The 20,889-nt window shown below is 58.1% G+C and carries 17 protein-coding genes; 13 read left to right on the top strand and 4 right to left on the bottom strand.

All coding sequences use genetic code 11. The features are described from left to right. Positions 1-105: 105 nt before the first annotated feature. The 4 genes from grpE (at position 106) to dnaJ (ending at position 4,345) form a co-directional block, all read left to right on the top strand. Complete coding sequence (grpE, locus tag AC0KVQ_RS03050) at positions 106-687, top strand: nucleotide exchange factor GrpE (RefSeq protein WP_473419645.1); 582 nt, start codon at positions 106-108, stop codon at positions 685-687. A 196-nt stretch (positions 688-883) separates the two neighbouring features. Then, positions 884-2,803 carry a molecular chaperone DnaK gene (gene dnaK / locus AC0KVQ_RS03055; protein WP_473419646.1) on the top strand — a complete coding sequence of 640 codons (1,920 nt, stop codon included), beginning with the start codon at positions 884-886 and terminating at the stop codon, positions 2,801-2,803. A 17-nt stretch (positions 2,804-2,820) separates the two neighbouring features. Continuing rightward, positions 2,821-3,051, top strand: a complete 231-nt coding sequence (locus AC0KVQ_RS03060; protein WP_473419647.1) for a four helix bundle protein — start codon at positions 2,821-2,823, stop codon at positions 3,049-3,051. Positions 3,052-3,217: 166 nt separating this feature from the next. Beyond that, positions 3,218-4,345: a molecular chaperone DnaJ gene (gene dnaJ, locus AC0KVQ_RS03065; RefSeq protein WP_473419648.1), complete on the top strand. Its 1,128-nt coding sequence runs from the start codon at positions 3,218-3,220 to the stop codon at positions 4,343-4,345. Positions 4,346-4,402: 57 nt separating this feature from the next. Here the strand turns inward: dnaJ and AC0KVQ_RS03070 are convergent, their stop codons facing one another. After that, positions 4,403-4,762, bottom strand: coding sequence for a DUF4870 domain-containing protein (locus AC0KVQ_RS03070; RefSeq protein ID WP_473419649.1), 360 nt, complete (start codon positions 4,760-4,762; stop codon positions 4,403-4,405). A 149-nt stretch (positions 4,763-4,911) separates the two neighbouring features. On the opposite strand from AC0KVQ_RS03070, the gene coaD reads away from it, so the two are divergent. The 4 genes from coaD (at position 4,912) to AC0KVQ_RS03090 (ending at position 8,856) form a co-directional block, all read left to right on the top strand. Then, a complete protein-coding gene (gene coaD / locus AC0KVQ_RS03075) occupies positions 4,912-5,448 on the top strand; it encodes a pantetheine-phosphate adenylyltransferase (RefSeq protein ID WP_473419650.1) in 537 nt (178 codons plus the stop codon). Positions 5,449-5,511: 63 nt separating this feature from the next. Beyond that, positions 5,512-6,450 (top strand): class I SAM-dependent methyltransferase, encoded by a 939-nt coding sequence (locus AC0KVQ_RS03080; RefSeq protein WP_473419651.1) that lies wholly within the window; start codon positions 5,512-5,514, stop codon positions 6,448-6,450. A 143-nt stretch (positions 6,451-6,593) separates the two neighbouring features. After that, positions 6,594-7,985, top strand: coding sequence for an exonuclease domain-containing protein (locus AC0KVQ_RS03085; RefSeq protein ID WP_473419652.1), 1,392 nt, complete (start codon positions 6,594-6,596; stop codon positions 7,983-7,985). A gap of 7 nt (positions 7,986-7,992) precedes the next feature. Then, positions 7,993-8,856, top strand: coding sequence for a DMT family transporter (locus AC0KVQ_RS03090; protein WP_473419653.1), 864 nt, complete (start codon positions 7,993-7,995; stop codon positions 8,854-8,856). Between the two features lie 15 nt (positions 8,857-8,871). On the opposite strand, the gene AC0KVQ_RS03095 is transcribed toward AC0KVQ_RS03090, so the two are convergent. Then, complete coding sequence (locus AC0KVQ_RS03095; RefSeq protein ID WP_473419654.1) at positions 8,872-9,732, bottom strand: PIG-L deacetylase family protein; 861 nt, start codon at positions 9,730-9,732, stop codon at positions 8,872-8,874. 215 nt (positions 9,733-9,947) lie between these two features. Between AC0KVQ_RS03095 and AC0KVQ_RS03100 the strand changes: the two genes are divergently transcribed. The 5 genes from AC0KVQ_RS03100 (at position 9,948) to AC0KVQ_RS03120 (ending at position 17,219) form a co-directional block, all read left to right on the top strand. Further along, positions 9,948-10,715 carry a TatD family hydrolase gene (locus tag AC0KVQ_RS03100; protein ID WP_473419655.1) on the top strand — a complete coding sequence of 256 codons (768 nt, stop codon included), beginning with the start codon at positions 9,948-9,950 and terminating at the stop codon, positions 10,713-10,715. Positions 10,716-10,796: 81 nt separating this feature from the next. After that, a complete protein-coding gene (locus tag AC0KVQ_RS03105) occupies positions 10,797-11,438 on the top strand; it encodes a TetR/AcrR family transcriptional regulator (RefSeq protein ID WP_473419656.1) in 642 nt (213 codons plus the stop codon). 12 nt (positions 11,439-11,450) lie between these two features. After that, on the top strand, positions 11,451-12,641 hold the full coding sequence (locus AC0KVQ_RS03110) for an efflux RND transporter periplasmic adaptor subunit (RefSeq protein ID WP_473419657.1): 1,191 nt from the start codon (positions 11,451-11,453) through the stop codon (positions 12,639-12,641). Positions 12,642-12,651: 10 nt separating this feature from the next. Then, complete coding sequence (locus AC0KVQ_RS03115; RefSeq protein WP_473419658.1) at positions 12,652-15,783, top strand: efflux RND transporter permease subunit; 3,132 nt, start codon at positions 12,652-12,654, stop codon at positions 15,781-15,783. A 59-nt stretch (positions 15,784-15,842) separates the two neighbouring features. Further along, on the top strand, positions 15,843-17,219 hold the full coding sequence (locus AC0KVQ_RS03120) for an efflux transporter outer membrane subunit (protein ID WP_473419659.1): 1,377 nt from the start codon (positions 15,843-15,845) through the stop codon (positions 17,217-17,219). A gap of 67 nt (positions 17,220-17,286) precedes the next feature. Here AC0KVQ_RS03120 and pflA read toward each other — a convergent pair whose 3' ends face one another. Then, positions 17,287-18,081, bottom strand: coding sequence for a pyruvate formate-lyase-activating protein (gene pflA / locus AC0KVQ_RS03125; protein WP_473419660.1), 795 nt, complete (start codon positions 18,079-18,081; stop codon positions 17,287-17,289). Between the two features lie 280 nt (positions 18,082-18,361). Then, positions 18,362-20,614 carry a formate C-acetyltransferase gene (gene pflB / locus AC0KVQ_RS03130; protein ID WP_473419661.1) on the bottom strand — a complete coding sequence of 751 codons (2,253 nt, stop codon included), beginning with the start codon at positions 20,612-20,614 and terminating at the stop codon, positions 18,362-18,364. Between the last annotated feature and the right edge of the window lie 275 nt (positions 20,615-20,889).

Raw genomic sequence — 20,889 nt, forward strand, 5'->3', positions numbered from 1 at the left:
CTGCACTTCGTAATTCCCCTTGTTGATACATGGATAAATCCCTGCCCTTGAAATGGGTAGGGCCATCCCCATCTAGCCTTGCATGTTTTTGGAGGTGTCCAACCCATGTCTGAAGAAATCAAGCAAGAAGAATTGAAACAAGAAGCTGCTGCACAGGATGCCAATCCTGCGACGGCGGATGTGGTAGCGGAAGAAATCGCTGCAGCGGAAGGTTCTGATGTATCGGGCGAAGCGCTCGATGCGCAGCTTGCCGCTGTGCTGGCTGAGCTGGAAAAAGCCCGTGCCGACGTGATGTATGCCAAGGCCGAGGGCGACAATATCCGCCGCCGTGCCGCCGAGGAAGTCGACAAGGCACGCAAGTTTGCCGTGGAGAAATTCGCCCGCGAACTGCTGGCGGTGAAGGATGCGCTGGAAATGGCGCTGCTCGATCAGTCAGGCAATTTCGAAGCACTGAAAATGGGTGTGGATCTCACCCAGAAATCGCTGGTGGCCGCGTTCGATAAGTTCGATCTCAAGGAAGTTGCCCCGGCCGTGGGCGACAAGCTTGATCCGAATCTGCATCAGGCCATTTCCGCGATCCCGCACGAGCTGGAAGCCAACGCCATTGTGCAGGTGATGCAGAAGGGCTACCTGCTCTCAGGCCGCCTGCTGCGTCCGGCCATGGTGATGGTATCTGCAGGGAAATAAAGCTATGGATGAGTGAATAAGTGAACGAGTGGGATCGTACGCAAGTGGCAAACGGGTTTACTTGTTCACGCGTTCGCCAGCTCACTGAAATTTGTTCACTTGAATTTATTCCCGGCATCCCCACTTGTGCATCAAGGTTAAATAAATAGTGCGGCGTATGGCTGCAAGTAATTGAAAATACGGAAGGAAAATAGCAATGGGCAAGATTATCGGTATTGACTTGGGTACCACCAACTCCTGCGTGGCTGTGATCGAAAACGGCCAGACCAAGGTCATTGAAAACTCGGAAGGCGCACGTACCACCCCATCGATCATCGCCTATGCCGAAGATGGTGAAATCCAGGTCGGCGCACCGGCCAAGCGCCAGGCCGTGACCAACCCGAAGAACACGCTGTACGCGATCAAGCGCCTGATCGGCCGCCGCTTTGAAGACAAGGAAGTGCAGAAGGATATCGACCTGATGCCGTTCTCGATCATCAAGGCCGACAACGGCGACGCCTGGGTTTCCGTGCGCGACAAGAAAATGGCCCCACCGCAGATCAGCGCCGAAGTGCTGCGCAAGATGAAGAAGACTGCCGAAGACTACCTCGGTGAAGAAGTAACTGAAGCCGTGATTACCGTACCGGCCTACTTCAACGACAGCCAGCGTCAGGCCACCAAAGATGCTGGCCGCATCGCCGGTCTGGAAGTCAAGCGCATCATCAACGAGCCGACCGCAGCCGCGCTGGCTTTTGGTATGGACAAGAGCGAAAAGGGCGACCGCAAGATTGCCGTGTATGACTTGGGCGGCGGTACTTTCGATATCTCGATCATCGAAATCGCCGATGTGGACGGCGACAAACAGTTCGAAGTGCTGGCCACCAACGGCGACACTTTCCTGGGCGGTGAAGACTTCGACCAACGCCTGATTGACCACATCATTGATGAATTCAAGAAAGACACTGGCATCAATCTGAAGAACGACGTGATGGCGCTGCAACGCCTGAAGGAAGCCGCCGAAAAGGCCAAGATCGAGCTTTCTTCCACGCAGCAGACCGACATCAATCTGCCGTACATCACGATGGATGCGACTGGTCCGAAACACCTGACCATGAAGATCACGCGCGCCAAGTTCGAATCGCTGGTGGATGAACTGATCCAGCGTTCGATCGAGCCGTGCAAGATCGCCATGAAGGATGCTGGCCTGAAGTTCAGCGATATCGATGACGTGATCCTGGTCGGCGGCCAAACCCGCATGCCGAAGGTGGTCGATACCGTTCGCGAATTGTTCGGCAAGGAGCCGCGCAAGGACGTGAACCCGGACGAAGCCGTGGCCGTGGGTGCTGCCATTCAGGGTTCTGTGCTGGCTGGTGATCGCAAGGACGTGCTGCTGCTGGACGTGACCCCGCTCTCGCTCGGTATCGAAACCCTGGGCGGCGTGATGACCAAGCTGATCCAGAAGAACACCACGATCCCGACCAAGGCCAATCAGGTGTTCTCGACTGCCGACGACAACCAGACTGCCGTGACGATCCATGTGCTGCAGGGCGAGCGCGAGAAGGCATCCGCCAACAAGAGCCTGGGCCAGTTCAACCTGTCCGATATCCCGCCGGCTCCGCGTGGCGTGCCGCAGATCGAAGTAACCTTCGATATCGATGCCAACGGTATCCTGCATGTATCGGCCAAGGACAAGGCTACCGGCAAGGAAGCCAAGATCAAGATCCAGGCATCCTCCGGTCTTTCCGAGGAAGAAATCAAGAACATGGTGCGCGATGCCGAGATGAACGCCGAGGAAGACAAGAAGCTGCATGAACTTGTGACCGCACGCAACCAGCTCGACAGCCTGATCCACTCGGTGAAGAAATCGCTGAAGGAATACGGCGACAAGATCACGGCCGATGACAAGGCCAAGGTAGAAGCCGCGCTCAAGGATGCGGAAGATGTGGTGAAGAGCGACGACAAGGCTGAAATCGATGCCAAGTCGGAAGCGCTGATGCAGGCTTCGCACAAACTGGCCGAGCACATGTACGCAGACCAGCAAGCTGCCGGCGGTGCAGAGCAGCCGCAAGCCGATGCCGGCAAGAAGGATGACGGCAACGTGGTAGATGCCGAGTTCACTGAAGTTAAGGATAAGTGAGGGGTTAGGTGTGAGGAGTGAGGCGTGAAACGCAGGCTCACGATCTGATTGCGTGGCAGGCTGCCATGCGTTTGGTCCAAAAAGCTTATGCGTTGACCGTCTCATTCCCGCGCGAAGAACAGTTCAACTTGACGAGCCAGATGCGCCGGGCTGCAGTTTCGGTGCCCAGCAATATTGCAGAAGGTGCTGCCCGAATGACCAAAAAGGAATTCGGGCATTTCCTTTGTATAGCGCGGTTCGTTGAGTGAGTTGGAAACCCAATATCTGATTGCCAGGAATCTGGCGTACGTATCGCAAGATACTGAATTCGAGAAAGGACTGGATGAAGTGTTTGGCTTGCTGGGTGGCTTGATCAATTCGTTGAGGGTTGATTGAGATTCACCTCACACCTCACACCTCACACCTCACACGAAAATGGCAAAAAAAGACTTTTACGAAATTCTGGGCGTCAATCGCGATGCTTCGGAAGACGACATCAAGAAGGCTTATCGCAAGCTGGCGATGAAGTATCACCCGGACCGCAATCCGGACAGCCACGATGCTGAAGAGAAATTCAAGGAGGCCAAGGAGGCCTACGAGATTCTCTCCGACAGCCAGAAGCGTGCGGCGTACGATCAGTATGGCCATGCCGGTGTCGACCCGCAGGCCGGTTTTGGTGCTGGAGGTGCCGGTTTTGGCGGCTTTGGCGATGCCTTCTCCGATATCTTTGGCGATATCTTCGGCGGTGGGCGTGGCGGTGGCGGGCGCAGCAATGTCTATCGCGGTGCCGATCTGCGCTACAACCTCGAAATTTCGCTGGAAGAAGCAGCCCGTGGTGTCGAGAAGCAGTTGAAGATCCCTTCGCACGAAGAGTGCGATACCTGTCACGGCACCGGCGCCAAGCCGGGCACCGAGGCCAAGACCTGCCATACCTGTGGTGGCCATGGTCAGGTACGTGTTTCGCAAGGTTTCTTCTCGATCCAGCAGACTTGCCCGACCTGCCACGGCAGCGGCAAGTACATCCCCGAACCCTGCCGCGCCTGCAAGGGTACCGGCCGGGTGCAAACCACCAAGACGCTTGCCGTCAAGATTCCGGCCGGCGTGGACGAGGGCGATCGCATCCGCCTGTCCGGCGAAGGCGAGCCCGGTGTGAATGGCGGCCCTCCCGGCGATCTGTACGTGGTCGTGCATATCAAGCAACACGCCGTATTCCAGCGTGATGGCAACGACCTGCATTGCGAAATGCCGATCAGCATCACCGTGGCTGCCTTGGGTGGCGAGATCGAAATTCCGACACTGGATGGCAAGGCACGCCTGGCCATTCCGCCGGAAACGCAAAGCGGCCAGGTATTTCGCCTGCGTGGCAAGGGCATCAAGGGCGTGCGCAGCGCCATCACGGGTGATCTGATGTGCCACGTTTTGGTGGAAACACCGGTGAACCTCACCTCGCGGCAGAAAGAATTGCTCAAGGAATTCGAGGAAATCGCCAAGGGCGACGTTGCCAAGCACAACCCGAAAGCCAAGTCCTGGTTTGACAAGGTGACCGAGTTCTTCGGTGGTTGATTTTCAGCTTGAGTGAATAAACAAGGGCGATCCTCGGATCGCCCTTGTTATTTGAATCTATTTGATCAACCGCAGGCTGACCGGTACGCGGAAATACTGATCGTTGCTGGCCTTGATTGCACCCATGATGCTGAAGATCAGGTTGCACAGAATGATCACCGGGAACAGCAGGAAGCCGATCAGCATGAAGGTGAGCATGGAAGCGCACAGCCAGCCGATGGCGGTGGTGATCGACCAGTTCAGTGCTTCCTTGGCGTGCTCGTTCAGGAATGGATCATCCTTCTTGATCAGAAATACGATCAGCGACGGGATGAAACCAAAGAAGATGGTGCCGACCCAGACCAGGATGGCGATGGTTCTGCCGTCCAGTTCGCCGGACGGGCGCTGCCGAGGCGCGGGCGGTTGATGGTATTCCATGATGTGGCTCCTGGCGCGGAATGCGGATGGGTTGAATGTAGTGAGTAAAGCGGTTTGCTGCAAGCGAGGCATGGCATTGCGGTCTTGGGTGAAATGTGAATAAGCGCAGGCAAAATCCCGGGTTTGGGTGCTATAGTCGCCCCTCGGGAATGAGGGGAATGAAAATGCGTCGTGGCGTGTATGCAGGCAGTTTTGATCCGGTGACCAATGGTCACCTGTGGATGATCGAGCGCGGCGTGGAATTGTTCGACGAGATGATCGTGGCCATCGGTGAAAATCCGGACAAGAAATACACGTTCAATCATAACGAGCGCATGCAAATGCTGCGGGAAACCACTGCGCACCTGCCGCGCGTTCGTGTGGAAACCTTCCAGAATTGTTTTCTGGTCGATTTTGCACGCGAGCAGGGCGCGAACTTCATTCTGCGCGGTATCCGCGAAGCGGCCGATTACGAGTTCGAGCGCAAGATGCGGTATATCAATGCCGATCTGGCACCGCATATCAATACCGTATTCCTGATGCCGCCGCGTGAAATCGCCGAGGTCAGCTCTACCATGGTGAAAGGCTTGATTGGTCCTGATGGCTGGAAAGAGGTGGTCAGCCAGTATGTACCGCACCCGGTATTCGAGCGCCTGGTAGCCTGGCGCGAAGCCGAGTGGCCGCCCACACCGAACGACTGGACCTGAAAACCGGCATGCTCGTGCCGGTTTGCGCGCTACACTCTCTCTTTATCTTTTCGCAGTATCCCTATGTCCGATATCTCCAGTTTCCGCAATCGTCTTCTCAAAAATTACCGCCACTGGTCCAAGTGGGCCAAGCGCCAGGGGATCAGCTGCTATCGCCTGTATGACCGCGACGTGCCGGAGTTCCCGGTGGTGGTCGACTGGTACGAAGGGCGCGTGCATCTGCAGGAAGTGGATACGGGCTGGGTGGAAAGCGATGAAGATCATGCAGCCTGGTTGGAGGATATCCGCTTGGGCTGTGCCGAGGTGCTGCAGATTGCACCGGAAGCCGTCAGCCTGAAAACCCGCCGTCGCCAGCGTGGCGAGCAGCAGTACGAAAAAACCGGCCTCGAAGGCGAGGATTTTGTCGTGCATGAAGATGGGCTGGGCTTCTATGTGAATCTGGATGCCTACCTGGATACCGGTTTGTTCCTGGATCACCGCAATACCCGCAAGCGCGTTCGCGGCGAAGCAGCGGGCAAGCGCTTCCTGAACCTGTTCAGCTACACCGGCGCATTCAGTGTCTACGCAGCTGCCGGGGGAGCGCGAGAGACCGTAACGGTGGATATGTCAAATACCTATCTCGACTGGGCCGGGCGGAATTTTGGTCTGAACGGGATGGATATCCGCCAGCATCCGCGTATCCGGGCCGATGTGTTTGCCTATCTGCGCGATGCGCTGGAAGCGCGCGAAAAATTCGATCTGATCGTGTGTGATCCACCGTCGTTTTCCAATTCGAAGAAGATGCAGGGCGTGCTGGATGTGCAGCGCGATCATGCCTGGCTGATCGAATCCTGCTTGGCGCTGCTCAATCCGGGCGGCGTGCTGTATTTTTCGAACAATTTGCGTAGCTTCAAGATGGATGAGGCACTGCTGGCACAGTGCCTGGATATCTCGGCCCAATCCGTGCCGGAGGATTTCCGCAACAGAAAAATCCATCAGTGCTTCCGCTTCAAAACCGCTTGAAAAAATGGCTGCGCTTGCCAACTCTGCGTCGCGCGGTACTCGCAATCCTCATGGATTTTGTGTCCATTCCGGTTGCTGCGTTCCGTGCTCCTTGATTTGCCTACGCTCGCCGATTTTTTGAAGCGGTTTACGAGAATGTTCATATGAGTGCCTTTTCTAATGAGCCGCTGGTTTTCATCGATCTGGAAACGACCGGTGCCAATCCGCTGCGGGACCGCATCACGGAAATCGGGATGGTGATGGTGGAGGGCGAGCGGGTAGAAAGCTGGTCGACGCTCGTCAATCCCGGCGTGACAATCCCGCCCTTCATTCAGCAATTGACCGGTATCGATGATGATATGGTGGCAAGCGCACCTGCGTTTGCCGAACTGGCCGAGGTCGTACTGGCCAAACTGCAGGGCAAGTTGTTCGTTGCGCATAATGCGCGCTTTGATTACGGGTTTCTGAAAAGCGAATTCAAGCGCCTCGGCATCCATTTTCATGCCCGCGTGCTGTGTACCGTGCAGTTGTCGAAAAAGCTCTATCCGCTGGAGCACAAACATAATCTGGATACGCTGACCCTGCGTCATGGCCTGATTACCAATGGCGCACGGCATCGGGCGCTGACGGATGCCGAATTGATTCGCCAGTTTATCGAGGTGGCCGTGCGCGAACAGGGCGCGCAGATGGTTGAATCTGCGGTGACTGATCTGCTGCGCCTGCCTGCCTGGCCTGAAGGGCTGGATCCGCAATTGATGGACGAGTTGCCGGAAACCCCGGGTGTCTACGTCTGTTACGGCGAGCATGGCCATCCCTTGTATGTGGGTAGCGCGGCCAATGTGCGCAAGGATGTGCTGGCTCATTTTGCCGGGAAGAAAAAACAGAAGCGCGAATTGCCGCTGGTGAAGTTCACCAGCCGGCTGGAGTGGTTCGAAGCGCCGGGCGAATTCGGGGCAGCCTTGCTGGAGCAAAAACTGGTCAGCGAATTGGCGCCGCAATACAACACGGTACCGCCGGGCAACCGCGATGCCTGCTGCTGGCGCTGGTTGCCGGAAACCGCAACGCTGGAGCTGGTTGAGCTGGATCTGGGTGTTCCGGCCGAGGGCTGGCTGTTCGGCCCGTTTCGCAGCCGGCGTGAAGCCGTGCAGACCTTGTCGCGCCAGGCCGAAGCACAGGGATTGTGCAAGGTTGTATTGGGTCTGGAGCCACGTCGCCAGGAAACCGCGGCCTGCCTCGGGCTGGAGAGTGGCAAGTGCAAGGGCGCCTGTGTCGGGCGCGAGGCTCTGACCAGCCACCATGCCCGTCTGCTGGCCGGGCTGGCACGCTACCGTTTCCCGGATTGGCCCTGGCGTGGGCCAGTCGGCCTGGCCGAAGGCCCGGATTGGGCGCCGGCTATGCATGTGTTTGATCGCTGGGCCTATCTTGGTACGATCCACGACATGGCGGAATTGCCCGAGCTGCTGGGGCAGCAATCGCCGGCATTCGATGCCAACATGATGAAGCTGGTGCGCAGCCTGCTGAAAAAACGCGCCAATGCGCTTGTACCGCTGAAATGAGGTTGTCTTGAATCCGAATATCCTGTTGTTGCTGGTGGTGACGCTGGTCTGGGGGACCACCTTCCCCTTGTTGAAATCCGCCACGGCCGATCTGAGCGGACTGGAAGTCTCCGCCTTGCGCTTCGTGATTGCTGCGGTGTGCATGGCCCCGTTTCTGTTGCGCACCCATCGCCGCGTCTGGCGCGATGGTGCGCTGCTGGGTGGGCTGGTGCTGCTGTCCTACGTCATGCAGGCGTATGGCATGCAGTTCATCTCTTCCAATCGCAATGCTTTCCTGACCGGGCTGAATGTCCTGATGGTGCCCCTGCTGGGGCTGCTGTTCGGCCGGAAACCTGCGCGCATCATCGTGCTGGCATCGGTGCTGGCATGTGGCGGGATCGGGCTGTTGTCGTGGGAAGGCGGTGGCAACCTGATCGGTGACAGTGCCACCATTTTCAGCGCGCTGCTCTATGCCTTGTATGTGATTGCCTTGTCGCGTTACGCGCCGCATCACGCGCCGCGCCAGTTGGCCGCCACCCAGATTACCCTGATGGCGTTGTTCGGTTGTATCGGCGTGCTGGTCAGTGAAGCCGGCACACCGGCGCTGGCCACCTTGCCCGAGCGGATGTCGGCGCACTGGCTGACCTTGCTCTATCTGGGCGCAGTGGCGTCTGCCGGCATGCTGTTCCTGCAGGCCCTGGCGCAACGCCATGTCTCGGCGGAAAAGGCCGCGATCGTCTACGCGATGGAGCCGGTGTTTGCTGCGGTATTCGGCTGGGTATTGCTGGGCGAATGGCTGGGTACGCGCGGGCTGGCCGGCGGTGCGCTGGTCGTGCTGGCGATGATCCTGTGCGAGTGGCGACCAAAGCCACGCACCGCACAGGCAGGTTGATCGAATCCGCTACCCTCAGCTCGCGGCAAACAGTGCCTGCAGGCTATCCTTGGCAGTCAGAATATGGCGCTCACGCAACGGGATAATCTGTTCGCCATCAAAGTGATCTAGCTGGTACAAGGTGCCAAAGGCAAAGTCGGGCGCTGCGACTCCCGCCCCACCAATCAGTTCCGCTCCGCGCCGCACGTTGTCTGCCAGCCACGAAGTAAGGCGCAGGTGGTAGGGGTTGCGCTTCACCTCGCCGACATGACAAGCCAGGGCCGCGACCAGATCGGCGGTATCGGCGTTGCTGGATTCAAGCAGCAGGTTGGGGTGGTTCATGGCGCGCCAGAATTCCGTTTGTACCAGCCAGCAGGCATGACCTTCGTGCGCCAGCGCATCAATGGCCAGGTGATGCGTGCCGATATGCGTGGCATGACCATCGTTCTCATTGGGACATAACACGATGGCGGGTTTCAATTCTGCGATCAGGGCCGCCACGGCTTCGATTTTTTCCGCCCAGGCTTCCGGTTCCTTTTCCCGCGCATGCGTGCTGATATGGCTGAACCCGCCGGGCTCGACCTCGCGCATTTCAAACCCGAGCCAGCGACAGGCATGGGTCAGCTCATGCGCGCGTTCTTCCTGCCGTCGTGGATTGGAGCCGAGCGTCACCGGCAGATTGACCACGCGGTAGCCGGCTTCGCGTAGCAGGCGCAAGGGCAGGGCACCGGTGATGCACTCATCGTCCGGATGGGGAGAAAACAGCAGAATCACCGGCGCATTCGTTGTGGAAAGATGAACGGCAGAGCGCGGCGAAACGCCTTCGGGCAGCTTCAGCTCGCGTGCTTGCAGTAGCTCGGCATGACGTTGAACCAGTTCGAGATAGGCTGCGGGCATGTTCGTGTCTCCTTGTCGTTATGTTTTCAGCTTACGCCGTCGAGGCGGATTTTGCTTGGCTCGACGATGCAACACAATCCGATCCCGTCGAGATTTCCTGCGGCCTGATTTGTATCTGCCAGCATGCTGGATGGCAGAGTGATAATCCTGCATAGTGAAACTGCCAGGCCGCAACCGCTTCGGCCACCCTATCATGCGGATTTCATGGAGGCAGCATGCTAATCGATACCCACTGCCATCTGGATGCACCGGAATTCGATGCTGACCGGCCTGAGGTCGTTGCCCGGGCGCATGCGGCCGGGGTTGCAACGATGATCGTGCCGGCAATCACGGTGGCTACGTTTGCCAAGACGGTGGCGGTGGCGCGTCAATATGATTGCCCGCTGGCATTGGGTTTGCATCCCATCTATCTGCCTGAATATCAGCCGCAGCACTTGGCGATCTTGCGTGAGTGGGTGGCGCGCGAGCAGCCCGTTGCCATCGGCGAGATCGGTCTGGATTTCTTCGTGCCCGGGCTGGATCCGGCGCATCAGTACGCGCTATTGGTCGAGCAGCTGAAAATCGCGCGTGATTTCGATTTGCCGGTTTTGCTGCACATTCGGCGAGCGCAGGATCAGGTACTCAAGGCTTTGCGCCAAGTGGGCGTGAAGGGCGGGATAGCGCATGCCTTCAACGGCAGCCGCCAGCAGGCGGATGCGTTCATCCGTCTTGGATTCAAACTTGGCTTTGGCGGTGCATTCACCTATCCGCGCGCGCTCAATCTCAGGCGACTTGCTGAAGAGTTGCCGCTTGAATCAATCGTGCTGGAGACCGATTCACCGGATATGGCACCCGAGTGGATCAGCAGGCAGCGTAACGAGCCGGCGCAGTTGCTGCGCATCGCTACCTTGCTGGCCGAGTTGCGTGGCATTTCTCTGCAAGACTTGACCGCAGTCACGACTGCCAATGCGCGCGAGATCATGGGGTCGGTCGGCAGAACCTGAATTTTTACAATTGATAAGCATTGCTAAGTACGGTCCGAGAAAGTAGACTGGACAGTCTAGTCTAGTTGACCGGTCTCAATCATGGCGTGTGCAGTAATTCATGCGCATCCGGGCTGCTCTTTACGAGTTCTGGAAGCGGCATTTGAAGTTTTTTGTGAGCAAGGCTATCGCGCCAGTATCGATGCGGTGGCCAAGCGCGCCCAGGTGGCGCGCCAGACCATCTACAACAATTTTCCCAACAAGGAAGCGCTGTTTTCCGCTGCCATGGCGGCGGGCGTGCAATCGCTGTTTGACGAGCTGGAAAACGGAGATCATGACTGGCATGCCCGGTTAGTGCGCTTTTCGCTCCAGCTCCGGGCGCGGGTGTTTTCTCCCCAGCTGGTCAAATTCAGGCGCCTGATGCTGGCCGAAGTACCGCGTTTCCCTGAATTGGCCAAGAGCTTTTACATCAATACGGTGCTGCTCAGCCGCCAGCAGATGGCCTTGCTGATTGGCAAAGCCATGCAGGAAGGGTGTCTGCGCCAGGAAGATCCGCAGGAAGCTGCGCATATCTTCCTGAATCTGGTGCTGGGCAGCGACGACATCATGGTGCTGTACGACGCCGGTCAACCCGATCCCGCTGACGAGGAGCGCAAAGTGCTGCGTGCCATCGAGCTTTTCCTGCGAATTTACGCCTTACCTGACGCGCCATGCTGCGCGACTTCCATACCATCTTCTGTTTGAAAAGGAATCTTCATGCCGAAAATCAGTACATTCTGCCTCGTGCTTTCATCAGCCCTGGTGTTGATGGCCTGTGGCAAGCAGGGACAGCCTGGCGCTGGCATGCCGCAAATGCCACCTGCCGAAGTCGCCGTCGTGACCGTGGGTGCTGCTGAAAACGCGGTCACCCGGGATTTGCCGGCACGACTGGTGGCTTACCGCACGGCCGAAGTACGGGCGCGGGTGGAAGGCATTCTGGAAAAACGCCTGTTCGCCGAGGGCGGGATGGTGCAGGCTGGTCAGTCCTTGTTCCAGATCGATCCGCGTACGCTGGAAGCCGATCTGGCCAGCGCGCGTGCAGCACTGGCGCGTGCGGAAGCTTCCGCCTTGATCGCCAGCCAGACGGCGAGCCGTTATCGCCAACTGGTGGCAGAGCAGGGCGTATCGAAGCAGGAGCTCGATCAGTCCGAGGCCACACTCAAGCAGGCGCAAGCCGATGTGGCGGCCAACAAGGCGGCGGTGACGCGTGCCGAACTTAACCTCAATTACGCCAGAGTGCTCGCACCCATTTCCGGCCGTATCGGTCGGGCCTACGTGACCGAAGGGGCACTGGTGGGCAAGGGCGACGCCACCTTGTTGGCCACGATCGAGCAGACCGATCCGATCCGTGTGAACTTTACCCAGTCCGGAAGCGAACTGTTGCGCCTCAAGCAGCAGGTGAAGGCCGGCAAGGTCAAGGCGGCACAAGGCTTGCCGGTGCAGCTGATGCTGGCTGACGGTTCCGCATACCCCCTGCAAGGCAAGCTCAACTTTGCCGAGCAAACGGTCGATGCGTCGACCGGTACGGTGACGATGCAGGCGGAATTCCGTAATCCGGAAGGGTTGCTGCTGCCGGGCATGTTTGGCACGGTTCGTCTGGCCCAAGGCCTGATCGAGCAATCGATCAAGGTACCGCAACGCGCCGTGATGCAGTCGCGCAATGGCGCATCGGTGTATGTGGTCAGCGGGGATGGCAAGGTGGATGCGCGTCCGGTTACCACGGGCGGCTTCTCGGGCAAGGACTGGATCATTGCATCCGGCCTGCAGGCCGGTGAACAGGTGATTGTTGAAGGTCTGCAGAAGGCCAAGCCTGGCGCGGTCGTAAAACCGGTGCCGTTTGGCGCATCGGCCCCGGCTGCCGCTGCGGCTTCTGCTGCGTCTGCCGTCAACGCTTCGGCTGCTCACTAAGGGGAATTGCATGTTGCCGCGTTTCTTTATTGATCGCCCGATCTTTGCCTGGGTGATCGCCATTGTGATCGTGCTGGCTGGCCTCTTGGCCCTCAAAGAGCTGCCGGTCGCGCAATATCCGGAAGTCGCGCCGCCGGCGCTGACCATTTCCGCATCGTATTCCGGTGCCAGTGCCAGCGTGGTCGAGGATAGCGTGACCAAGCTGATCGAACAGGAGATGAACGGGATCGAAAACCTGCAGTACATGAGTTCGAGCAGCGACAGTGCCGGCAATATGTCGATCACGCTGACCTTCACGCCGGGTACCGATCTGGATATCGCCTCGGTCGAGGCGCAGAACCGCATCAAGCGTGTGGAAACGCGCCTGCCGGATACGGTGCGCAGTCAGGGTGTGCAGGTGGTGAAGACCCGCATGAACTACCTGCTGTTTGCCATGCTGACTTCGCCCAACGGGACTTACACTGGTACGGATCTGGGTGCCTATGTCAACGCCAGCGTGATCGATGCGATTCGGCGCGTGCCGGGTGTGGGCGAAGCCAACGTGTTCGGTCCGGATTATTCGATGCGCATCTGGCTGAATCCCGAAAAGCTGGTGGGTTACAACATGACTCCGGCCGAGGCGGTTGCCGCCATCCAGGCCCAGAACGTGCTGCTTTCTACAGGTGAATTGGGTCAGCAGCCCGCCAAGCCAGGCCAGGAAATCGCCGCGACCGTGGTGTCGCGCGGTCGTCTGAATACACCGGAAGAGTTTGGCAATATCGTGCTGCGCAACGGCGCGAACGGGGCAATGGTGCGCCTGATGGATGTGGCGCGTATCGAGCTCGGTGCCAGTGACTATCTGGTAACTGCACGGCTCAATGGCAAACAGGCTGCGGCGATTGCGGTCAAGCTCTCTCCTACCGGCAATGCCGTGCAAACGGCACAGGCCGTGCGCGCCAAGATGGAGGAGTTGTCCAAGTTTTTCCCGGAAGATGTGACCTACGAAATCCCGTATGACACGTCCAAGTTCGTGAAGGTATCGATCACCGAGGTTCTCCAGACGCTGGCAGAAGCGATCGTGCTGGTTTTCCTGGTGATGTATCTGTTCATGGAAAATTTCCGTGCGACGCTGATTCCGACCATCGTGGTGCCGATTGCCCTGTTCGGCTCGTTGCTGGGCCTCTATCTGCTTGGCTATTCGATCAATCTGCTGACGCTGTTTGCGATGGTGCTGGCGATCGGTATTCTGGTGGACGATGCGATCGTGGTGGTCGAGAACGTCGAGCGCATCATGAGCGAGGAGGGGCTGGCACCACGCGAGGCTACACAAAAAGCCATGGTGCAGATCACCGGCGCCGTCATCGCGATTACGCTGGTGCTGACCGCCGTGTTCGTACCCATGGCCTTTTTCAGCGGGTCGGTCGGAGCAATTTATCGGCAGTTCTCGGTGACGCTGATCCTGTCGATGGTGTTCTCGGCGCTGATGGCGCTGACGCTGACGCCTGCATTGTGTGCGACCCTGCTCAAGCCGGTGAAAAAAGGCGAACTGCATCACCGCACGGGTTTCTTTGGCTGGTTCAACCGCTTTTTCACGGCCACGACCAACCGGTATGGCAACGGGGTGACGCGCGTGCTGCGCAAGACCACGCTGGTCATGCTGCTGTTTGTCGGGCTGGTGGTAGTAACGGCGGGGCTGTTTACCAAACTGCCGACTTCCTTCCTGCCTTCTGAAGACCAGGGTTATTTCATTTCGGTGGTGCAATTGCCGGCAGGCGCCAGCCAGGAGCGCACGGTCAAGATTCTTGATCAGGTGGAAGCTTTCTACCGGGCACAGCCGGCGGTTGACCGCGTGATCAGCATTGCCGGTTTCAGCTTCTTCGGCCGTGGCCAGAACAATGCGCTGATGTTCGTTTCGCTCAAGGACTGGAAAGATCGTCCCGATGCGCCGGTAGATTCGATTGTCGGCAAATCCTTGGGGTTCCTGTTCAGCCTGAAGGAGGCCTTTGCCTTTGCCACCAACGTACCACCGATCCCGGAACTGGGTGCAATGGGCGGTTTCGACTTCCGCCTGGAGGACCGTGGCGGCATGGGCCGTGATGCGCTGACGCAGGCCCGCAACATGTTGCTGGGCATGGCCTCGCAAAACAAGGCGCTGGCAGGTGTGCGGCCGGAAGGACAGGAACCGGGGCCACAGCTGTTCCTGGATATCGATCGTGAAAAGGCCAGCCAGCTTGGCATCAGTTCGGCGGATCTCAACAGCACCTTGCAGGTGGCATTGGGTTCGGCCTACGTCAACGACTTCGTACGCAATGGCCGCGTGTTGCGCGTCTGGACCCAGGCTGAACCGGCCAGCCGCAGCACGCCGGAGGATATCCTGCGCCTGCAGCTGCGTAACAGTTCGGGTCGCATGATCCCCTTGTCCGAAGTCGCCACCGCCAGCTGGATCGTCGGGCCGCCGGCGCTTGATCGTTACAACGGTTTCCCGTCGGTCAAGATCTCGGGTAACCCGGCGCCGGGCCACAGTACCGGCGAGGCGATGAGCGCGATGGAACAGATGGCGGCGCAGTTGCCTCCGGGTATCGGCTTTGAATGGTCGGGAACCTCGTTCGAGGAACGCGTATCGGGCAACCAGGCACCGATGCTGTTCGCCTTGTCGATTCTGGTTGTGTTCCTGTGTCTGGCGGCACTGTACGAGAGCTGGTCGATTCCGTTCTCGGTGTTGCTGATCGTGCCGCTGGGTGTGCTGGGGGCTACTGTTGCGATGTGGCTGCGCCTCTTGCCCAACGATGTGTACTTTAAGGTGGGCCTGATCGCGATCATCGGTCTTTCGGCGAAAAACGCCATTCTGATCATCGAATTCGCGCGTGATCAGCAGCGTTTGGGCAAGGAGCTGATCGAGGCGACAGTCGAGGCGTGTCGCCTGCGTTTCCGCCCGATCCTGATGACGTCGATTGCCTTCATCGCCGGCGTGGTGCCGCTGGTCATCAGCAGTGGCGCAGGCGCGGCGAGCCGGCATGCGCTGGGTACCGGCGTGATCGGCGGGATGCTGGCTGCAACCGTGCTGGCGGTGTTCTTCGTGCCGGTATTTTTCGTGGTGATCCGGCGCTTGTTCCCGGAAAAAATCGTTGTCCGCGAAGACTCGCTCACTGACGACCATCGCTAATACATGAATGCTGCGGACAAGGCCTGCCTTGTCCGCACATTGCAAAAACAGGGAAAAACATGAAGCGAATTCTATTATCGGCAGCCTTGCTGGCCGCGCTTTCTGCCTGCAGCCTGGCACCGCAGGTGCAGTATCCGGCAGCTCCGGTTGCTGCCACGATCGGCATGGCCAGTGTGCCTGTCAGTGCCGATTTCCGATTGCCTGACTGGCAAACCTACTTCACTGATGCCGGCGTACGGGCCGTTATCGACAAGGCATTGCGCAACAATCGCGATCTGCGCGTTGCCGTGGCACGGGTGGAAGAGGCTCGGGCGCAATATGGTGTACAGCGGGCAGATCGTTTGCCATCGGTAAATGCCAATGCCACCGGCAGCCTGTCGGAAACTCCGGGGGTGTTGACCAGTAGCGGCAACGATTCGATTTCGCGCCGCTATGACGTGAATCTGGGCATGCTCAGTTTCGAGCTCGATTTCTGGGGGCGGGTCAAGAATCTGTCCGATGCCGCACTGGCCAGCTATCTGGCCAGCGAACAGGCGCAGCGCACGACGCGGCTGGCGTTGATCACTGATGTGGCCAATGCCTGGTACAGCGCGCAGGCCTTTGCAGAGCAGGCCGAGTATGCGAACAAGACGGTAACGACGCGCGAGGAAAACCTGCGTGTGGTGGCTCGCCGGGTTCAGGCCGGAACGGCCAGCCGGCTGGATCAGCTGCAGGCCGAAGGTGCGCTCGATAGTGCACGTGCCAGTGCTGCCAACTATGCACGTCTGGCTGAAAATTCTCGCAATGCGCTGAATCTGCTGGTGGGTGAGCCAGTTGATTTGCCGGCAAGCTCGGCCCTGGCATCCTTGCCGGTTGCAGAATCCTTGCCGCAGGGTTTGCCTTCGACGGTATTGCTGGCGCGGCCGGATATTCTCCAGGCCGAGCAAAACCTGATTGCCGCGCATGCCAATATCGGTGCCGCGCGGGCGGCCTTCTTCCCCAAGGTGAGTCTGGTAGGCAATGCCGGGGTGGCCAGCAATGAGCTGGATGACCTGTTTGGCGGCGCACGCAAGGCGTGGAGTTTTGCGCCAAGCATTTCGTTGCCGATCTTCAATGCCGGCCGCAATCAGTCCAATCTGGACGTCGCCGAAGCACGCAAGGTCATCGCCGTGGCACAGTATGAAAAAACGATCCAGAGCGCCTTTGCCGATGTGGCCAATATCCTGGCCGACCAGAAGTGGTTGAGCGAGCAGCTGGCCGCGCAAACGCGCCTGGCCGAGCGCCAAGCCGAGCGGCTGAAATTGGCTGATATGCGCTACCAGTCAGGCCTGACGGGTTACCTCGATTTGCTCGATGCGCAGCGCGAACATTATGCAGCCCAGCAATCGCTGACCGAAACCCGGCGCGCACGCCTGGCTGTTGCAGCACAGGCCTTCAAGGCACTTGGCGGTATATAAGTCAGGCATACAACAACGCCGTTCCTGTGGGCAGGAACGGCGTTGTCATTTCTGGTGCCTGTAGGGTTTAGCAGACAAAGAATCCGCGCGCGCGAATCTGGCTGCGGACGCGTTCGACCAGATCGGGCGAGGGTGGCGGGACATCGGTCAGTTCATAATCCATGCCGAGTTCCTGCCACTTGTGTTCGCCCATCTTGTGGAAAGGCAATACTTCGACCCGTTCGATCCCTTTGAGTGTGGTCAGGTAATCGGCCAGCTTTTCCACATCATCGAAGTCATCGGTATAGCCCGGCACCAGCACGTAGCGAATCCACATCTTCTTGCCCATGCGTGTCAGGCGCTCGGCAAAATCAAGCGTTGGCTGCAGCGGCTTGCCGGTCAGCCGTTCGTACTTTTCCGGATTCATCTGCTTGATATCGAGCAGAACGAGATCGACGTTGTTGAACCAATCGTCTTCCAGGTGCGAGGCAAGGAAGCCCTGCGTATCCAGTGCGGTGTGGAGCCGCAATTCTGTTTTGGCACGGTAGAAGATTTCACCGATGAAGTGCGCCTGCATCAGCGGTTCGCCGCCGGAAATGGTCAGGCCGCCAGCAAAGCGCAGGAAGTTGGCGTACTTGCCAAGTTCCTTCATCACTTCGTCCACTGACATCAGCTTGCCATTGCGCATTTTCCAGGTGTCCGGATTGTGGCAATACAGGCAGCGGAACTGGCAGCCGGATACAAACAGCACAAACCGCATGCCGGGACCATCCACGGCTGCGCCGGTTTCGATCGAGTGGACAAAGCCGGATAGCTTGCCGTTCTCGTCCACGCAGGCGGGAACGATCTCGCCCATGGGTTTGATGGGGATGGTGTCGCTCATGGTCTATTCCGAATAAGAAACAATCATTAGAACTTGTTCACGATCTTGCTACGAAGCCGTGATCAGGGCTCATGTGCTGCTCAAAACACCCAAAAGGTGCTTCCTTCGGGGCGTCCTCATGTACTCACTGTACATTCCGGTTTTTGCGCTGCGCTTCACCCTGCTGACGGCTTCTCGCTACAGATCGTGAACAGGTTCTTGCAAGCGTACATAAAAAACGGGTTGTCGGCCAAGCCGGCAACCCGTTGATGTCAATCCAGAACCCCGTACGGGGCCGGGATTAGCAATGCATGTGGAACGTACGGTTGATCACGTCGAGCTGTTGCTCGCGGGTCAACTTGATGAAGTTCACAGCATAGCCCGAAACGCGGATCGTGAGCTGCGGATACTTTTCCGGGTGCTCCATGGCATCCAGCAAGGTGTCCTTGTTCAGCACGTTCACGTTGACGTGGAAGCCTTGTGCCGAGCAGAAGCCATCCAGACAGTTCGACAGGTTGTTCACTCGTTCAGTCAGGGTGTGGCCCAGCGCATCCGGCGTGGAAGTGGCGGTCCAGGAGATGCCATCCAGCGCGGCGTCGTACGGCAGCTTGGCAACCGAAGCGCCCGAAGCCACGAAGCCCGACTTATCGCGACCGTTCATCGGGTTGGCACCCGGAGCAAACGGTTCACCAGCGCGACGACCATCCGGCGTATTGCCGGTCTTCTTGCCGTACACCACGTTGGAGGTGATGGTCAGCACGGATTGGGTCGGCAAGCTGTTGCGGTAGGTCTTGTGCTTGCGGATCTTGTTCATGAACTCTTCAACAATCCACACAGCGATCTGGTCAACGCGGTCATCGTTGTTGCCGAAGGCCGGGTATTCGCCTTCGATCGCGAAGTCGGTGGCCAGACCTTGTTCGTCACGAATGATCTTGACCTTGGCATACTTCACGGCGGACAGCGAGTCGGCAGCCACCGACAGACCAGCGATACCGCAAGCCATGGTGCGCAGGATGTCGCGATCATGCAGAGCCATTTCGATACGTTCGTAATGGTACTTGTCGTGCATGTAGTGAATCGCGTTCAACGCCTTGATATAGGTCGCAGCGAGCCATTCCATCATCTTGTCGAACTTGGCCACCAGCTCGTCGTATTCCAGGTATTCGCTGGTAATCGGCTCGAAGCCTTCGGCAACCTTGAGGCCCATCTTTTCGTCCACGCCGCCGTTGATGGCGTACAGCATGGCCTTGGCCAGGTTGGCACGGGCGCCGAAGAATTGCATCTGCTTGCCAACGCGCATGGCGGAAACACAGCAGGCGATCGCGTAGTCATCACCCCAGTGCGGCAGCATCACGTCGTCAGATTCGTACTGAATCGCGCTGGTTTCGATCGAAACCTTGGAGCAGAAGTCCTTGAAGCCCTTCGGCAGCTTGGTCGACCACAGCACGGTCAGGTTAGGTTCCGGTGCCGGACCCAGGTTGTTCAGGGTGTTCAGAATACGGAAGCTGCTCTTGGTAACGAGCGAACGGCCATCTTCGGACATGCCGCCGATGGATTCGGTTACCCAGGTCGGATCACCCGAGAACAGTTGGTCGTATTCCGGGGTACGCAGGAAGCGCACGATCCGCAGCTTCATGACCAGGTCGTCGATCATTTCCTGGGCTTGCGATTCGGTAATCACGCCTTCCTTGAGGTCGCGATCGATGTACACGTCAAGGAAGGTGGAGATGCGGCCAATCGACATGGCGGCACCGTTTTGTTCCTTCACGGCAGCCAGGTAGCCGAAGTAGGTCCACTGCACGGCTTCGCGGCCGTTAGCGGCCGGACGGCTGATGTCAAAGCCATAGGAAGCGGCCATCTGCTTCAGTTCGTTCAGCGCCTTGATTTGTTCGGACAATTCTTCGCGGGTGCGCAGCACGTCTTCGGTGAAGTCAACGTAATCGAGTTCGGCCTTTTCGCGCTTCTTGTCCTTGATCAGGAAATCTACGCCGTACAGGGCAACGCGGCGATAGTCGCCGATGATACGGCCACGGCCGTAGGCATCAGGCAGGCCGGTAATCACACCGGTCTTGCGGCAGGCCAGGATGTCCGGGCTGTAGGCATCGAACACGCCCATGTTGTGATCTTTGCGGTACAGGTTGTAGGCTTCCTCAACCTTCGGGTCCAGCTTGAAGCCGTAGGCTTCCAGACCGTTTTGCACCATGCGCAGGCCGCCGTTCGGAACGATGGCGCGCTTCAGCGGAGCGTCGGTTTGCAGACCAACGATTACTTCTTTGTCTTTGTTGATGTAACCGGGGCCGTGAGCCACGATGGATGCGCCGATGTCGGCGGATACATCCAGCACGCCCTTGGCACGTTCTTCCTTCAACAGAACCGAGAGTTCTTCCCACAGCTTGGTAGTGCGCTCGGTCGGGCCGGCCAGGAAGGTGTCGTCGCCGGTGTATTCGGTGTAGTTCTTCTGGATAAAGCCGCGAACGTCGACTTTGGTTTGCCATTCGCCGCCGGCAAAACCGCGCCAGGCTTCAAGACCTACTTTAACTTCGGGTGCATTCATGGTGGAGCTCCTCGTTGCGAAATGTCTGTTTGACGATTCCTTGCCAGTCTCTCTGCTTTTTGCGGTTTAGCCGCAGTGGCGTACTGGGATTTGTTGCTAGGTTAACACTGGCTACGGGTATATGCCTTGTAATTAATTCATACGGATTTTGGTAATTCATATGAATATATAATTTGATTTAAATCAATATTGTTATGTTTGATTTGGTGCATAAAGAAAAGTTTTATTTTTATTTGGTTGTGCACAAGTTTTTATTGCAATGCAGCACGGTCTTT

Source organism: Formivibrio sp. oc-25 (assembly GCF_055810895.1).

Coding starts and splice junctions, on each gene's coding strand:
- grpE (WP_473419645.1), top strand. CDS start 106: ATGTCTGAAGAAATCAAGCAAGAAGAATTGAAACAAGAAGCTGCTGCA.
- dnaK (WP_473419646.1), top strand. CDS start 884: ATGGGCAAGATTATCGGTATTGACTTGGGTACCACCAACTCCTGCGTG.
- dnaJ (WP_473419648.1), top strand. CDS start 3,218: ATGGCAAAAAAAGACTTTTACGAAATTCTGGGCGTCAATCGCGATGCT.
- AC0KVQ_RS03070 (WP_473419649.1), bottom strand. CDS start 4,762: ATGGAATACCATCAACCGCCCGCGCCTCGGCAGCGCCCGTCCGGCGAA.
- coaD (WP_473419650.1), top strand. CDS start 4,912: ATGAGGGGAATGAAAATGCGTCGTGGCGTGTATGCAGGCAGTTTTGAT.
- AC0KVQ_RS03080 (WP_473419651.1), top strand. CDS start 5,512: ATGTCCGATATCTCCAGTTTCCGCAATCGTCTTCTCAAAAATTACCGC.
- AC0KVQ_RS03085 (WP_473419652.1), top strand. CDS start 6,594: ATGAGTGCCTTTTCTAATGAGCCGCTGGTTTTCATCGATCTGGAAACG.
- AC0KVQ_RS03095 (WP_473419654.1), bottom strand. CDS start 9,732: ATGCCCGCAGCCTATCTCGAACTGGTTCAACGTCATGCCGAGCTACTG.
- AC0KVQ_RS03100 (WP_473419655.1), top strand. CDS start 9,948: ATGCTAATCGATACCCACTGCCATCTGGATGCACCGGAATTCGATGCT.
- AC0KVQ_RS03105 (WP_473419656.1), top strand. CDS start 10,797: ATGGCGTGTGCAGTAATTCATGCGCATCCGGGCTGCTCTTTACGAGTT.
- AC0KVQ_RS03110 (WP_473419657.1), top strand. CDS start 11,451: ATGCCGAAAATCAGTACATTCTGCCTCGTGCTTTCATCAGCCCTGGTG.
- AC0KVQ_RS03115 (WP_473419658.1), top strand. CDS start 12,652: ATGTTGCCGCGTTTCTTTATTGATCGCCCGATCTTTGCCTGGGTGATC.
- AC0KVQ_RS03120 (WP_473419659.1), top strand. CDS start 15,843: ATGAAGCGAATTCTATTATCGGCAGCCTTGCTGGCCGCGCTTTCTGCC.
- pflA (WP_473419660.1), bottom strand. CDS start 18,081: ATGAGCGACACCATCCCCATCAAACCCATGGGCGAGATCGTTCCCGCC.
- pflB (WP_473419661.1), bottom strand. CDS start 20,614: ATGAATGCACCCGAAGTTAAAGTAGGTCTTGAAGCCTGGCGCGGTTTT.